The following is a 14,198-nucleotide window of genomic DNA, read 5'->3' on the forward strand; positions in this document are numbered from 1 at the left end:
TTTTATCTTTTAAATCCACCTTCTGAATGAATAACTTGCCCAGTAATCCACTCAGCTTCTTCACTTACTAAAAATTTAATGAGTCTAGCTGCATCCTTTGGCTCACCAATTCTGCCAAAAGGAAACATCGGCTTTAACCCTTGTGTTATCTCTTCAGTCATCCATCCTGTATCGGTTGGTCCTGGATTAATTGCATTCACTGTTATTCCTAAATGAGCTACCTCTGCTGACAATGTACTAGTAAGAGCATCAATAGCTCCCTTCGTTGTCGCATAAGCTAGTTCTCCTGCCATAGGACCTTGAAATTGTCCCGAAGTAATATTAACAATTCTACCACCAGATTTCTTATCAAATCCTCGGGCAAATTGACTACTTAACAATGTAGTCGCACGAATATTCACCATATAATGCTTATCTAATTCTTCAGCATTCAACGTAGAGAAATCATTATTCGTAGAATATGCTGCATTATTAATTAATATATGAGGGTACCCTAATTGTTCAGTAACTTTATTTATAAGCTCTTTCGGTGCATCATTCCGAGTTAAATCTAACTCCATGCTCGATACTCTAACACCGTTTTGCAATAGCTCTTCTTTTAATTGTATTTGTTCATTTTTATCGACGCCCCAAGGCATCTCTTTATCGTAAGCTGTCCAATACGTAAAAAACATATCGTATCCTGCTTCAGCTAATTCTTTACAAATCGCTGCCCCAATACCATCTAGACGACTTACCCCTGTAACAACTGCTACTTTATTTTTTAATTGATTCATCATATACTCCTCCAAGTTTAAAGGGCGCATACTTTATATAAGAGATATAAAATTTCCCACAAAAAAAGACAGATACATAAAATAGGCATCTATCCTTACAAAAGGGATGTACAAGCCAAATATGCAGTCCTTGGATGATTTACAGATAGCTAAATAAACCCTCACTTATGAGAGAAAAATTCATCTATCTAATTTCTAATCATTACAAGTTCATCCACATATTAAGTCTTTGTCCCCTTTACATATATCTCTATTCTTAGTTTACCAAAACAGATAAAATGTTACAAAAAATAAAACAATTACTCACAACCTATCCTTGTTCACATTCTCTTCATTGTGAATATTTTCACATTGAATATATAATAAACTTGTAAATACAATATTGGAGGGATTTCAATGATTATTAATTTTTTAAGAACTGATAAACGTGCTACTTTCATATTATTACTTTTACGTCTTTACATAGGATATACATGGCTCGCTGCTGGGATAGGCAAAGTCTTCGGACAATCTTTTGACGCAAGTGGTTTTCTAAAGGGTGCTATTGCTCAAGCATCAGGTGACCACCCTGCAGTACAAAGTTGGTGGGCAGATTTTCTTCAACATTTTGTCCTTCCAAACGCAGACCTATTTAGCTTTTTAGTTCAATGGGGAGAAATTTTAGTAGGTCTAGGTTTAATTTTAGGCGGATTAACAAAAACAGCTGCATTTTTCGGAATCATAATGAATCTTTCATTTTTATTAAGTGGAACTGTTAGTGTAAACCCAAACCTGCTTATTTTGACTATATTCATTTTAGTTGCAGGGCAGAACGCTGGACGTATTGGATTAGATGGCTATATTCTCCCTAAACTTTTCCATAAAAACAACCACGGAACATATAAATTAAGTAAAACTGCGTAGTAACAGTTTACTTTTAAAATATAAATAAGAAAAAGAGCCTGAGTATAGGCTCTTTTTCTTATTTATCCTAATTTAAACTTTTAACGAGCCACGAAAACCTCTGGCAGCATAGTAAGAGTCTGCTCCATTGTGGTACACGAAAACATGCCCGAAGCGATAATCGCAAAATAGAGCACCACCGAGTTCTCGAATATCTGAAGGTGTTTGTACCCAGCTTGATGATTTCATGTCAAAATCCCCAAGTTTTTGCAATTCCCGATATTGTTCTTCAGTTAATAGTTCAATGCCCATAGCATTTGCAACATCAATAACGTTATTTTCTGGTTTATGTTTTTTTCTTGATTCTAACGCTTCAAGATCATAACAAAGACTCCTGCGGCCTTTAGGACTCTCCTTTGAACAATCATAGAAAGTATACTCGTCCTTTTCTTCATCATAACCAACAACATCCGGCTCACCGCCAGTTACTTCCATTTCATTAAGTGACCACAATTTTTCATTATTAGTAGTCAGCTTCGCTTCAACTTTAGCCCATTCAAGACCTTCATGGCGGTTCATGTTTTTCTCAAAACGAGCTTTCAATACTTTCAATAACTCTTCACGTTTTTCTACTAGTAAGTCATTTTTATTTCCTGTCATATTAATCCTCCCTGATATGTGTACGGATAGTAGTTTAAGTATATATTTTATAATAAATCATCTCAATATGAAGAGCGTTTCAAGCTTATGTCTTTTACAAACATCCATTATAAAGTCCTAAAACCCTCTACACTCTCTCCAAGAATATAGTGTGAAAACCACATCAAATTCTGCTTCATAATAGCTACATTCATTCCCGGCTGATTAGGACTATATGCCATTCCTTTAAATATAATTAATTCTGTATCAACTTCCATATCCTTTAATCCTTGATATAGATCATATGCATTTGTAATTGGAATTCTTGCATCCTTTTCCCCATGTTGAATTAAGGTAGGCGTACAAGCTGATTTAATATACGTCATAGGTGATGTCTTCGTATATATCTCTCGATCATTCCATGGGGTATTTCCTAAATACATTCTAATAAAATAAGGGATATCTGTATTTACATAATGAGTACTCCAGTTCGTGATTCCGCCTCCAACTGAAATAGCTTTAAACCTGCTACTAAATGTAGAACAGAAAGCTGATATATATCCTCCGTTACTCCATCCCATAACTCCTACTTTATCATTATCTACAATCCCTTGATCAACTAGTTTATCCACCCCTGATATAACATCATCATAGTCAGCGATTCCCTGTTTTCTATAGTTTGCTTTTAAAAATTCATTACCATAACCAGAACTTCCTCTGTAGTTTGGCTCTAAAACGATAAAGCCTTTTTCGATAAACTGTTCAATCGGATATTTCTCATTGAAGCAGTCTGAAAATATCGGAAAGGATGCCCAAGCCGGACCGCCGTGAATTACTACTAATAAAGGATATTTTTTATTTACGTCAAACTCTACTGGCGTTGATAAAACACCTTCTATTTCAAGACCATCACTACTTTTCCATGAGATGATTTCCCTGTTACTTTTAAGTTTCCCTTTGAAAAAGTTATTTTCATCCGTTATTTTTTTATCGTCTAAATAGATTTCAAAGGTTTCATTTGTTATAGCCTTATTATAGGATATATGTTTTCCATCCTTTGTTATAGAAGCATCCATTATAAAGCCATCTACTTTTTCGCTTAATGCTTCTACAGTACCACCTTCAGCTAGTAATCCAATACGATAATTCGTTTTATCCTGCCATCTAATTAAAATTCCTTTAGCTGTCCACTGTAATGGCATAACAGTACTATCAAAATCTGTTACAGGTTGAATTACCTCTCCTGTATTTATATCATATACCTCTAACGTACTGTCTTGTATATGGTTTCTATAGTAATCCTTCTCTCTTATGCTTGCTGTGTAACATATTTTACTGCCTTCAGGAGAAAAGCAGACGCTACCGCCCAACAACTTATCCACATTCAGCTTTTGTAGCTCTCTAGCTTTAGTATGGAGTATGTATAAATCTCCATTTATATAATCCGCCATATTTGAGCTTGGTGTCGCCATAAACACAATCTTCTTCCCATCATTTGAAATATCAAATTCATGGATATGAAAATCCTTACCATCAGTTAATTGATAAACAACTCTTTTCTCGTGTTCATATGTATCACTTTGTATCACCTTTTCTATTTCAATGTAATATAAACAATTATTCTGGTGTTCCTTACCTATATGTTGAAACTCTCCATATAGATCCCTACGCTTCTTTATCTCCACACATTCTTTTGACTGCGTAACATAATAAAGACCCTTGCCAGTAGGACCCCATTTGAATGTACTGACTCCTTCTTTCTCATCAGTAATTTGAACCCCTTCATAACCATCTAGTGACTTAACAAAGATCTGATTTTTCCCATTACCAACGGGGCTAAGATATGCTATATCCCTAGAATTTGGAGACCATAATGGGCATGTACTTTCTATATCTCCATTTATCAATAAACAACTCTGTCCCTTTTCTTTTCCATATATCCATACATGATTCCTATATGTATTGTCTTTCCAGTTAGCCGTCTTCTTAACAAACGCTACGTTTTTACCATCATCACTTATGTTTGTACTTGATAAGGTTGGTAATGAAATAATCTCTTCTATACTTAGATATGTTTTTTTATTCACTTTCATCAATATCCCCCCTTGAAATGTCCATAAATCTCTCGTCTCTTTTTGTCGTAATAAAGGAGATTTTTCACAGATACTTAAAATGATAACGGAAAATTCAGATAAATAAAAGTAAAACATTAATCTATAGGGTTCTATCCACTTACCAATTCTAGATGTTCTTTTTCGGCACAAAAACACCCCTTTAGATAAAATATCTAAAGGGGTGCAAATTTGTAAATTTATTTTAAAGCTATAACTATATTTATTAACCTACCAATCTCCTACTCAACAGTAACAGATTTAGCTAAGTTACGTGGCTTATCAACGTCACACTCGCGGTGAAGTGCTGCGTAGTATGAGATAAGTTGTAATGGAATAACTGCTACTAGCGGTGCTAGTGCTTCATGGACAGCTGGTAATACGAAGCTGTCACCTTCCATTTCTAAGCCTTTCATTGAGATGATACATGGGTTAGCACCGCGTGCTACTACTTCTTTCACGTTACCACGAATTCCAAGGTTTACGTGCTCTTGTGTAGCAAGTGCGATAACTGGTGTACCATTTTCGATTAAAGCGATTGTACCGTGTTTTAACTCTCCTCCAGCGAATCCTTCTGCTTGGATGTAAGAGATTTCTTTTAGTTTTAACGCACCTTCTAATCCTACGTAGAAGTCTACGCTACGTCCGATGAAGAAACAGTTACGCGTTGTTGCTAAAAATTGTTTTGCTAATGCGTCCATTTCTTCTTTTTGATCACAAAGTTCTATCATTGCATTTGCTACAAGTCCTAGTTCGTGTGTTAAATCGAAATCAAGAACTTCACCTTTTGCTTTAGCAATATCAGCTGCTAAAATTGAAAGTACTGCAAGCTGTGCTGTGTAAGCTTTCGTTGATGCAACTGCAATTTCTGGTCCAGCGTATAATGGAAGTGTATAATCAGCTTCACGAGAAAGAGTAGAACCAGGCACGTTTGTAATTGTTAATGCTTTATGACCCATTTCATTTGTTTGTACAAGTACTGCACGGCTATCAGCTGTTTCACCACTTTGTGAAATGTAAATGAAGAATGGTCTTTCTGTTAATAATGGCATGTTGTAAGAGAATTCACTTGCTACATGTACTTCAACTGGCATTTTTGCAAACTTCTCGATAAATTGTTTTCCAACAAGACCTGCATGATAACTCGTTCCACATGCAATGATGTAAATACGATCGCTATCTAAAATCGCATTGCGGATGTCTTGATTTAATTCAATTTCGCCATTTTCATCTTGATACTTTTGAATTATATTACGGATTACAAGTGGTTGCTCATCGATTTCTTTAAGCATGAAGTGAGGATATGTTCCCTTTTCAATATCACTTGCGTCTAATTCCGCTGTAAAAGGTGCACGTTCAATCGTTTCACCTTGTAAGTTTTTAATTGTAATACTTTCTTTCGTTACGATTACGATTTCTTTATCCATTAACTCAATAAATTGATCTGTAACTTGTAACATCGCCATAGCGTCGCTTGCCACAACATTAAAGTTGTCACCAACACCTACTAATAGCGGGCTTTTGTTTTTAGCAACATAAATCATGTTTGGATTTTCAGCATCAAGTAATCCGATTGCATAAGAGCCATGTAAAAGAGATAGCGTATTACGGAACGCTTCTTCTACACTTAATCCTGTGCTCACTTGTTGTTCCATAAGCTGTACGATAATCTCTGTATCTGTTTCACTTACGAACGTTACATCTTGTAAATATTCCTTTTTCACTAATTCATAGTTTTCAATTACACCGTTATGAACTAGTGTAAAGCGTTTTGATGTACTTTGATGCGGATGCGCGTTTACTTTACTTGGAACACCGTGTGTAGCCCAGCGTGTATGTCCGATACCTACGCTTGCTGCTACGTTCTCATCTACGATTTCACGAAGTTTTGCGATACGGCCTTTTTCTTTGTATACAACAACACCGTTCTCTGCTTGTACTGCAATACCTGCTGAATCATATCCACGATATTCTAGCTTTTCTAAACCTTTTAATAAAATTTCCTTTGCATCTTGCTCTCCAATAAATCCTACGATTCCACACATGTTTAGTCGCCGTTACAAATGCTTACACTGCTCTGCGAACATGTAACGACATAGTCCGATACCATTTTTATTTATACTAAAAAACGGATTACATATTGCTAGCCCTGTAAGCTTGTAACGGCTTTCACCTTCCTCTCGATTGGGTTTAAGTCCGTATATACTTATACAGCTAGTTTTCATCCGTTCCTCTTCTCTCATCACACTTTCACCTTTGTCCACTAAGTCACCTTAATGATTTAAGTAAAAGTTTGCGGTTGTGATGAACAACCGGGAGTCATCCGCCGAAATCTCGATAAACCCCACCTCGTCAACTACACTATTTGTAGTTCTGGCGCTTTTATAATTTACAATATTTCCTTTGAGAAAAAGAACAAGACCATCTTATAACAAACATGGATAAACCGTCAATGAAATTTTTTTCATCGTCTATAAAACATATGAAAAAGGAGCACTTATTGTGCCCCTTTTTCATATAAATTCAGCTAATTATTCAGCGCCAACTTCAGCTTTCACAACTTCTACAATGCGATGTACAAATGCATCACAAACTTCTTGTGTTGGTGCTTCTGCCATTACACGAATAAGTGGCTCTGTTCCAGATGGACGAACAAGAATACGGCCATCACCGTTCATTTCTTCCTCTACAACACGAATAATTTCTTTAATTTTTTCATTTTCTAATGCTAATTTTTTATCTGTTACACGAACGTTTACTAGCAATTGTGGGAATTTCGTCATTTCTCCTGCAAGCTCAGATAATGGTTTTTTCGTCATTTTCATGATGTTTACAAGTTGAAGTGCACTTAACATTCCGTCACCAGTTGTAATGTAATCAAGTAAGATAATATGGCCTGATTGTTCTCCACCTAAGTTGTAACCACCGCGTTTCATCTCTTCCATTACGTAGCGGTCACCAACTGCTGTTTTATCGCTTGTAATATTGTTTGCTTCAAGTGCTTTGTAGAAACCTAAATTACTCATAACAGTTGAAACAACTGTATTATGTTTTAATTGACCAGTTTCTTTCATGTATTTCGCACAAATAAACATAATTTGATCACCGTCAACGATGTTTCCTTTTTCGTCTACAGCAATTAAACGGTCGCCATCGCCATCAAAAGCAAGTCCGATGTCAGCACCTTTTTCTTTTACTAATTCAGCCAATACTTCTGGATGTGTAGATCCTACACCTTCGTTAATATTCATACCGTTCGGTGAAGTCCCCATTGTTGAAATATCAGCTTCTAAATCTGCAAATAAGTATGGAGCTAAAGAAGATGTGGCACCATGTGCACAATCTAAAGCGATATGTAGGCCAGAGAAGTCTTCTTCAACAGTTTGTTTAATGTATTGTAAATATTTTTGTCCACCTTCAAAGTAATCGCTCACTTGTCCAAGGTTAGTACCTGTTGGACGTGGTAGTTCATCAACTTCTTTGTCTAATAAAGCTTCAATTTCAGCTTCTTGCTCATCTGTTAATTTAAAGCCGTCTGAACCAAAGAATTTAATACCGTTATCTTGTACTGGATTATGAGATGCAGAAATCATAACACCCGCTTGTGCGTCTAGTGCTTTTGTTAAATAAGCAACACCCGGTGTAGAAATAACGCCAAGGCGCATTACTTCTGCTCCAGTTGATAATAGACCTGCTACTAAAGCTCCTTCTAACATATGGCCAGATACACGTGTATCACGACCGATAATTACTTTTGGACGATCTGTATCTTTTGTTAATACATAACCACCAAAACGCCCAATTTTGAAAGCTAATTCAGGTGTTAACTCCTTATTTGCAACTCCGCGTACTCCATCTGTACCAAAATATTTACCCATTATGATTCGCTCCTTTTTCTTGCTCTTTTTGATTATGGTTATCTACTGTTGGTTCTTGACTAGTTTCTTTATCTTTATCTTGATTTTGGTTTTGATTATTTTCCTGTTCCGTTTCCTTTTCTGGATCGGGTTCAGGATTTTTTGGCTTCTCATTTTGATTTTCTTGATTGGTGTTTGAATCCGGTTGTTGACCGTTACCCTGTACTTCTTTATCTGGTTTTTCTTTCTTTACAATAGTAACTTTAGCACTTTTTTGTTTTGGCTCTATTGAAATATTACCAGGACCACTCACTTGAATAGAAATATCTTTCGTCCCTGAAGATACATTTTGCAGATTAATTACCGCTGTTATTTGAGCAGCTGTTATTTTATCTACTATACTTGCTTCTCCTGAAATATCAACACTTATCTTTTCATCTTGCGGCGAAATTAGCTGAGCCGTAACATCTTTAGAAAGTCCATTTTTTTGGATTGGGATACCATCAATCGTTTTTGTTTTCGTTTGTTTTGTTTTTTGTACTCCCACCGAAACCTTCACTTGATTCGGTTTTGCACTTGTTACACCCTTGGGTAATAAAACAGAGGCATCGAATGTTGTAGACTCTGTCAATTGACTAAAATCTACTTCGACCCCCTCTAGCGATTGTATATTATCCAAAATATCTTTTGGACCAGCTATCGTTACTTCTCTCGGCTCGACACTGATATTTGTAACTGCCAACCCTTCTGCTAAACTCCCCTTCTTCGTATACGTTACAGGAACAGTTTTTTCAGTATTATTGGCTGTAGTTTGCGTTGCCACATTCAACGTTACACTAATCTTAGATGGACTTGTTCTTACATTTAAACGTTTTCCTTCTTTATTGTATAATGTAACTTCGGGCGTTTTTGTAACAGTTTTATTAACACCTTTTAAATCAACATACGCTTTGGCAGATGAAATGCTTTCAATTTCTTCTTTCGTCCCAACTACCTCAACAGTATCCGGTTTAAGGCTTGATTTTTCGAGAGTAGCCCCCGCTGGCATCTGATCCTCATTTGATAATTTCAAATCTACATGAACATATTTTCTCGCCTTTTCATGAAGAGTAACTTTAATTGTTGATGGCTGAACTGTTCCTTTCACATCATCTGGAAGCCCGTTCGTTTTTAAAGAAATCTCATAAGTTCCTTTTGGACTATCTCGCAAATCAATTGGTATGTCAAATTGTTTTTTTGCTTTTACTGTAGCAACTGATGCTTTTGGGCCTTCTAACTTCACCTTAACGCCCTCTGCTGGAATACCACTTACAATATATTTCTCCTCATCATACTTAAGGTTAATCGCATAATTAGTTAATGTTTCTTTCGTATCATTTGCAAAAGGTAATATACCTGATGTCGTATTTTTTTCAGTTAACGTCGCTGACATAAAAAGCATACACGCCAATAGTAATGAGATCCCTTTTAAAAACCAATGATTTTCCATTAACTTATCCATGACGCTTTCTCCTCCAATTCCATAAAGACGAAGAAGTCGTTTTTTCGTTCCCACTAAATTCAGCTAATAACATATCCTTCAGCTGTTCTGTCTTCAAATCACGATGCAACTTACCATTTTTCGTTAAAGAAATTTGACCAGTTTCTTCAGACACAACTACTGTAATACTATCAGTAACTTCACTAACTCCCATTGCAGCACGATGTCTAGTTCCTAATTCTTTAGAAATAAACGGACTTTCTGATAATGGAAGATAGCATGCTGCTGCTTTAATTGTACTTCCTTGCATAATTACCGCTCCGTCATGAAGAGGTGTATTTGGAATGAAAATATTAATAAGTAATTCCGATGATACGTTTGCATTCAGCGGAATACCCGTTTCCACATAATCACCCATACCGGTCTCTTTTGACAAAGTAATTAATGCACCAATTCTACGTTTCCCCATATATTCGGTTGCTTTTGCTATCGCTGTTGCAACCATTTCAGGTTCATCATCCTCATGCGGTCCACCACGCGAAAATAAACTCCCGCGCCCTAGCTGCTCAAGTGCTCTTCGCAATTCTGGCTGAAAGATAATAATAACGGCTAAAAATCCCCATGTTAATACTTGTTCAGTTAGCCAAGATAACGTATGCAATTCAAGGAAAATACTAATCATCTTAACGACAATGATAACTGTAATCCCTTTTAAAAGTTGAACAGCTTTCGTCCCTCGGATTATGAGAATCAGCTTATATATAATAAACCATACAATGGCAATATCTAATGCCGTACTAAGATATTTCAAAATGGTCGTATCTTCAAAAGGCATGCTATCCCTTCCTCCTACTTACGAGCAATTCTATCCATATATTGAAATATTGTTTTATGCTCTATCTGTATGTATTTCCAACAACTAGTTAATTATACCATACATGAAACAAACGACAATTACAAACAACCCCCTTTAGCTCAAATTGGTAAGATGTCAAACATTTTTATCTTACAGTATAATATAAATCATTATTATACGCCTATTTTCAAATAAAAAAAGCAACTTCTCAGTTGCTTTTCTTACATTTATTTTAGTTTTTCACCGAATAAAGAACCCATTAAAGCAACTGCTGTTGTTGCCGTTCTATTTCTCTCATCTAAAATCGTATTTACCTCAACAAATTCAGCAGATGTGATAATATCAGCTTCCGCTAACATTTCCATCGCCAAGTGGCTTTCACGATAAGATAGACCACCAATTACAGGCGTTCCAACACCTGGTGCATCATGAGGATCAAGACCATCTAAATCTAATGATAAGTGTACACCATCAGTATGAGATAAATATGCGATTGTTTCTTCCATAACAGCCGTCATCCCCATACGATCAATTTCATGCATCGAGAACACTTTAATACCTTCATTGCGAATGAAGTCTTTTTCTCCTTCATCTAATGCACGCGCACCGATAATTACAACATTCTCTTTTTTCACCTTTGGATATGCTCCGTATAAATCTACAAGTGAAGAATGTCCATAACCTAAACTTGCTGCAAGTGACATACCGTGAATATTTCCAGATGGTGAAGTTTCCTCTGTATTTAAATCACCGTGTGCATCATACCAAATAACACCTAAGTTTTTATAATGTTTGGCTACACCAGCTAATGTACCGATAGCAATACTATGGTCACCACCTAATACAAGTGGAAAACGACCTTCTTCTATAATATGATCCACCTTACTTGCTAATTCATTACATACAGTTGCAACTTGTGTAAGGTTTCTTAATTTTGTATTTTCATCTACCTCTTTTTCTCTCTCTATACATATATCTCCCATATCTTTAACGTCATATCCAATTTCTTCAATTCTTTCAATTACCCCTGCATAACGGATCGCGCTCGGTCCCATATCAACTCCACGACGCATCTGTCCTAAATCCATTGGAACTCCAATAACTGAAATTTCTTTTTTCATAGATAGTATCCCCCTTTTATGCCTTCACTAAATATTTTAAATCTTTTATATAGTCTGACTCAACTCGACATTTTTTTGTATGGATATACAATTTATTCACTTATATTCACGTTGAAAATCAAATTTCAAGACTATTCTATGTATAAAGTTAACTTAATGAAACAATCGCAATCACTATTATCAAATAATAATAATAAAACACTCCTACATTTAGAAGTGTTTTTCTGACGCTATTTTCCATACTGCTGCAATATTCTTCGTTGTCATTTCAATATTTTCTTCTGCTACTCTATATGCTTCTTCTAGTGTCATCGGTCTTGTTGTAATACTAAATACCGCATCTATTCCTTTCTCGTAAACAGCTAGATAATCAGATGATACAGACCCTCCAATAGCAATTACAGGCACAGAAAAACGTTTCGCACGCCCCGCAACACCAACAGGAGCCTTCCCATATGCAGTTTGTTCATCTATTCTACCTTCACCAGTTATAATGAGATCTGCATCTTCTATATGTTTATCGAAATTTGTATAATTCAATACAATTTCAACGCCCCTTCGCAAGTCTCCCTTTAACACTGAAATAACAGCCGCTCCCATTCCTCCTGCTGCCCCTGCACCAGGTATTTCAGATACATCAAAAGATACATATCGTTTAAGGATATTCGCGTAATGTTTTAAATTCTCATCTAGCTCTTTCATCATCTCTACATTCGCACCCTTTTGTCTCCCAAATACGAAAGATGCCCCCTGCATTCCGACTAATGTATTATCCACATCACAGGCCGCTTCTATCTTTACTCCCTTTAAGCGTGGGTCCAGTTGTGAAAAATCAATAGCACCAATTGAATGTAATGTGCCTCCAGATGGATCTATTACTTCACCCTTGTCATTTATAAATCTTACTCCTAAAGCTGCTAACATACCTGCCCCACCATCATTTGTAGCACTTCCTCCAAGTCCTAAAATTATGTACCCCACTCCTTGATCTAGCGCATGTAATATAAGTTCTCCTGTTCCTTTTGTCGTTGTAATAAGTGGGTTGCGCTTTTCAACTGGAACGTGCTGTAATCCTGATGCTGCTGCCATTTCAATAAACGCTGTCTTTTTATCTTTAGAAATGCCATAAAAAGCTTGTACACCTTCTCTAAGCGGTCCTGTCACACTAATTGATATAATTCTCCCCCCTGTAGCATCAACAAGTGATTCAACCGTCCCTTCTCCTCCATCTCCAATTGGTATTTTCACATACTCTGCATTAGGAAAAATCGCTCTAAAACCTCTTTCAATAGCTCCACATACTTCTATAGCTTTTAGGCTTTCTTTATATGAATCAGATGCAATAACAACTTTCACAATTATCCCCCCATCCCTTATTTTTACGTTTTCTTCATACTAAACGATAAATATAAAAGTTGTCTTTTTAAACACAAAGAAGCTTACATCGTATGATGTAAGATTTTCTATTTAGGTGGAGCCTAGCGGGATCGAACCGCTGACCTCCTGCGTGCAAGGCAGGCGCTCTCCCAGCTGAGCTAAGGCCCCTTAGTAATAACGGGAAGACGGGATTCGAACCCGCGACCCCACCTTGGCAAGGTTGTACTCTACCACTGAACTACTTCCGCGAAAATGGTGAGCCATGAAGGATTCGAACCTTCGACCCTCTGATTAAAAGTCAGATGCTCTACCAACTGAGCTAATGGCTCGTAAATGGCTGGGCTAGCTGGATTCGAACCAGCGCATGACGGAGTCAAAGTCCGTTGCCTTACCGCTTGGCTATAGCCCATTAATATTTACTAGTATGGTTATCTTCTCAAAAAAATAAACCCTTTCAGGTTATTTTAAAGAAAATGGTGGAGGGGGGCAGATTCGAACTGCCGAACCCGAAGGAGCGGATTTACAGTCCGCCGCGTTTAGCCACTTCGCTACCCCTCCGACATTTAAACATATATGGTGGAGGATGACGGGATCGAACCGCCGACCCCCTGCTTGTAAGGCAGGTGCTCTCCCAGCTGAGCTAATCCTCCAAAAGTGGTGACCCGTACGGGATTCGAACCCGTGTTACCGCCGTGAAAGGGCGGTGTCTTAACCACTTGACCAACGGGCCAAAAATTTAAAAACTTTTCCAAGCTTCCAACCGGGCTTGAACCGGTGACCTCTTCCTTACCATGGAAGTACTCTACCAGCTGAGCTATGGAAGCATAATGGCTCCGCAGGTAGGAATCGAACCTACGACCGATCGGTTAACAGCCGATAGCTCTACCGCTGAGCTACTGCGGAACAATACAAGCCTGGCAACGTCCTACTCTCACAGGGACAAGGTCCCAACTACCATCGGCGCTAGAGAGCTTAACTTCCGTGTTCGGTATGGGAACGGGTGTGACCTCTCTGCCATCATTACCAGACTTTTATCATTAGGCATATTCCTTCAAAACTAGTAAAAGGAATTTTAAATATATATTCCTTCAAAACTAGA

Annotated in this window: 11 protein-coding genes, 9 tRNA genes and 1 rRNA gene; 1 reads left to right on the forward strand and 20 read right to left on the reverse strand. The window is 37.1% G+C overall.

Translation table 11 applies throughout. The annotated features are described in order from the left end of the window. Positions 1-2: 2 nt before the first annotated feature. On the reverse strand, positions 3-779 hold the full coding sequence (locus DN403_RS22685) for an SDR family oxidoreductase (RefSeq protein WP_002083983.1): 777 nt from the start codon (positions 777-779) through the stop codon (positions 3-5). Positions 780-1,172: 393 nt separating this feature from the next. Between DN403_RS22685 and DN403_RS22690 the strand changes: the two genes are divergently transcribed. Beyond that, complete coding sequence (locus tag DN403_RS22690; RefSeq protein WP_000586148.1) at positions 1,173-1,679, forward strand: DoxX family membrane protein; 507 nt, start codon at positions 1,173-1,175, stop codon at positions 1,677-1,679. A 72-nt stretch (positions 1,680-1,751) separates the two neighbouring features. On the opposite strand, the gene DN403_RS22695 is transcribed toward DN403_RS22690, so the two are convergent. The 19 genes from DN403_RS22695 to rrf all read right to left on the reverse strand — a co-directional run bounded on the left by DN403_RS22695 (position 1,752) and on the right by rrf (position 14,127). Then, a complete protein-coding gene (locus DN403_RS22695) occupies positions 1,752-2,318 on the reverse strand; it encodes a DUF4256 domain-containing protein (RefSeq protein WP_000147385.1) in 567 nt (188 codons plus the stop codon). A 107-nt stretch (positions 2,319-2,425) separates the two neighbouring features. Then, the gene (locus tag DN403_RS22700) at positions 2,426-4,390 is read right to left on the reverse strand and encodes a S9 family peptidase (RefSeq protein ID WP_000867580.1); all 1,965 of its coding nucleotides are present in this window, start codon (positions 4,388-4,390) and stop codon (positions 2,426-2,428) included. A 260-nt stretch (positions 4,391-4,650) separates the two neighbouring features. Beyond that, positions 4,651-6,453, reverse strand: coding sequence for a glutamine--fructose-6-phosphate transaminase (isomerizing) (glmS, locus tag DN403_RS22705; protein ID WP_000334155.1), 1,803 nt, complete (start codon positions 6,451-6,453; stop codon positions 4,651-4,653). Between the two features lie 12 nt (positions 6,454-6,465). After that, positions 6,466-6,651 (reverse strand): hypothetical protein, encoded by a 186-nt coding sequence (locus DN403_RS22710; protein WP_001206405.1) that lies wholly within the window; start codon positions 6,649-6,651, stop codon positions 6,466-6,468. A 288-nt stretch (positions 6,652-6,939) separates the two neighbouring features. Continuing rightward, on the reverse strand, positions 6,940-8,286 hold the full coding sequence (gene glmM / locus DN403_RS22715) for a phosphoglucosamine mutase (protein ID WP_000521478.1): 1,347 nt from the start codon (positions 8,284-8,286) through the stop codon (positions 6,940-6,942). After that, positions 8,279-9,766, reverse strand: a complete 1,488-nt coding sequence (locus DN403_RS22720; RefSeq protein ID WP_000359605.1) for a CdaR family protein — start codon at positions 9,764-9,766, stop codon at positions 8,279-8,281. The genes glmM and DN403_RS22720 overlap by 8 nt, the downstream gene beginning before the upstream one ends. Beyond that, on the reverse strand, positions 9,759-10,580 hold the full coding sequence (gene cdaA / locus DN403_RS22725; protein WP_001115692.1) for a diadenylate cyclase CdaA: 822 nt from the start codon (positions 10,578-10,580) through the stop codon (positions 9,759-9,761). The genes DN403_RS22720 and cdaA overlap by 8 nt, the downstream gene beginning before the upstream one ends. Before the next feature lie 248 nt (positions 10,581-10,828). After that, the gene (gene rocF / locus DN403_RS22730; RefSeq protein ID WP_000711565.1) at positions 10,829-11,722 is read right to left on the reverse strand and encodes an arginase; all 894 of its coding nucleotides are present in this window, start codon (positions 11,720-11,722) and stop codon (positions 10,829-10,831) included. A 210-nt stretch (positions 11,723-11,932) separates the two neighbouring features. Then, the gene (locus tag DN403_RS22735) at positions 11,933-13,078 is read right to left on the reverse strand and encodes a glycerate kinase (protein WP_000869595.1); all 1,146 of its coding nucleotides are present in this window, start codon (positions 13,076-13,078) and stop codon (positions 11,933-11,935) included. A 116-nt stretch (positions 13,079-13,194) separates the two neighbouring features. Continuing rightward, positions 13,195-13,267, reverse strand: a tRNA-Ala gene (locus DN403_RS22740). Between the two features lie 9 nt (positions 13,268-13,276). Beyond that, positions 13,277-13,348 (reverse strand) — tRNA-Gly (locus DN403_RS22745). 4 nt (positions 13,349-13,352) lie between these two features. Next, positions 13,353-13,428 (reverse strand) — tRNA-Lys (locus DN403_RS22750). A 5-nt stretch (positions 13,429-13,433) separates the two neighbouring features. Then, positions 13,434-13,508 (reverse strand) — tRNA-Gln (locus DN403_RS22755). A 65-nt stretch (positions 13,509-13,573) separates the two neighbouring features. Beyond that, positions 13,574-13,657, reverse strand: a tRNA-Tyr gene (locus tag DN403_RS22760). Between the two features lie 16 nt (positions 13,658-13,673). Next, positions 13,674-13,749: transfer RNA gene (locus DN403_RS22765), tRNA-Val, on the reverse strand. Positions 13,750-13,754: 5 nt separating this feature from the next. Further along, a tRNA-Glu gene (locus DN403_RS22770) sits at positions 13,755-13,829 on the reverse strand. Positions 13,830-13,850: 21 nt separating this feature from the next. After that, a tRNA-Thr gene (locus DN403_RS22775) sits at positions 13,851-13,923 on the reverse strand. A gap of 4 nt (positions 13,924-13,927) precedes the next feature. After that, positions 13,928-14,002: transfer RNA gene (locus DN403_RS22780), tRNA-Asn, on the reverse strand. 9 nt (positions 14,003-14,011) lie between these two features. Continuing rightward, positions 14,012-14,127: ribosomal RNA gene (gene rrf / locus DN403_RS22785) — 5S ribosomal RNA — on the reverse strand. Positions 14,128-14,198 lie beyond the last annotated feature (71 nt).

The sequence above is a fragment of the Bacillus sp. AY2-1 genome (genome assembly GCF_008368965.1).
In the GTDB taxonomy this organism is placed as follows: Bacteria; Bacillota; Bacilli; order Bacillales; family Bacillaceae_G; genus Bacillus_A; species Bacillus_A thuringiensis_S.

Excerpts from the sequence above, each read along its gene's own strand:
- DN403_RS22685 (WP_002083983.1), bottom strand. The coding sequence starts at position 779 with ATGATGAATCAATTAAAAAATAAAGTAGCAGTTGTTACAGGGGTAAGT.
- DN403_RS22695 (WP_000147385.1), bottom strand. The coding sequence starts at position 2,318 with ATGACAGGAAATAAAAATGACTTACTAGTAGAAAAACGTGAAGAGTTA.
- glmM (WP_000521478.1), bottom strand. The coding sequence starts at position 8,286 with ATGGGTAAATATTTTGGTACAGATGGAGTACGCGGAGTTGCAAATAAG.
- DN403_RS22710 (WP_001206405.1), bottom strand. The coding sequence starts at position 6,651 with ATGAGAGAAGAGGAACGGATGAAAACTAGCTGTATAAGTATATACGGA.
- glmS (WP_000334155.1), bottom strand. The coding sequence starts at position 6,453 with ATGTGTGGAATCGTAGGATTTATTGGAGAGCAAGATGCAAAGGAAATT.
- DN403_RS22690 (WP_000586148.1), top strand. The coding sequence starts at position 1,173 with ATGATTATTAATTTTTTAAGAACTGATAAACGTGCTACTTTCATATTA.
- DN403_RS22700 (WP_000867580.1), bottom strand. The coding sequence starts at position 4,390 with ATGAAAGTGAATAAAAAAACATATCTAAGTATAGAAGAGATTATTTCA.
- cdaA (WP_001115692.1), bottom strand. The coding sequence starts at position 10,580 with ATGCCTTTTGAAGATACGACCATTTTGAAATATCTTAGTACGGCATTA.
- DN403_RS22720 (WP_000359605.1), bottom strand. The coding sequence starts at position 9,766 with ATGGATAAGTTAATGGAAAATCATTGGTTTTTAAAAGGGATCTCATTA.
- rocF (WP_000711565.1), bottom strand. The coding sequence starts at position 11,722 with ATGAAAAAAGAAATTTCAGTTATTGGAGTTCCAATGGATTTAGGACAG.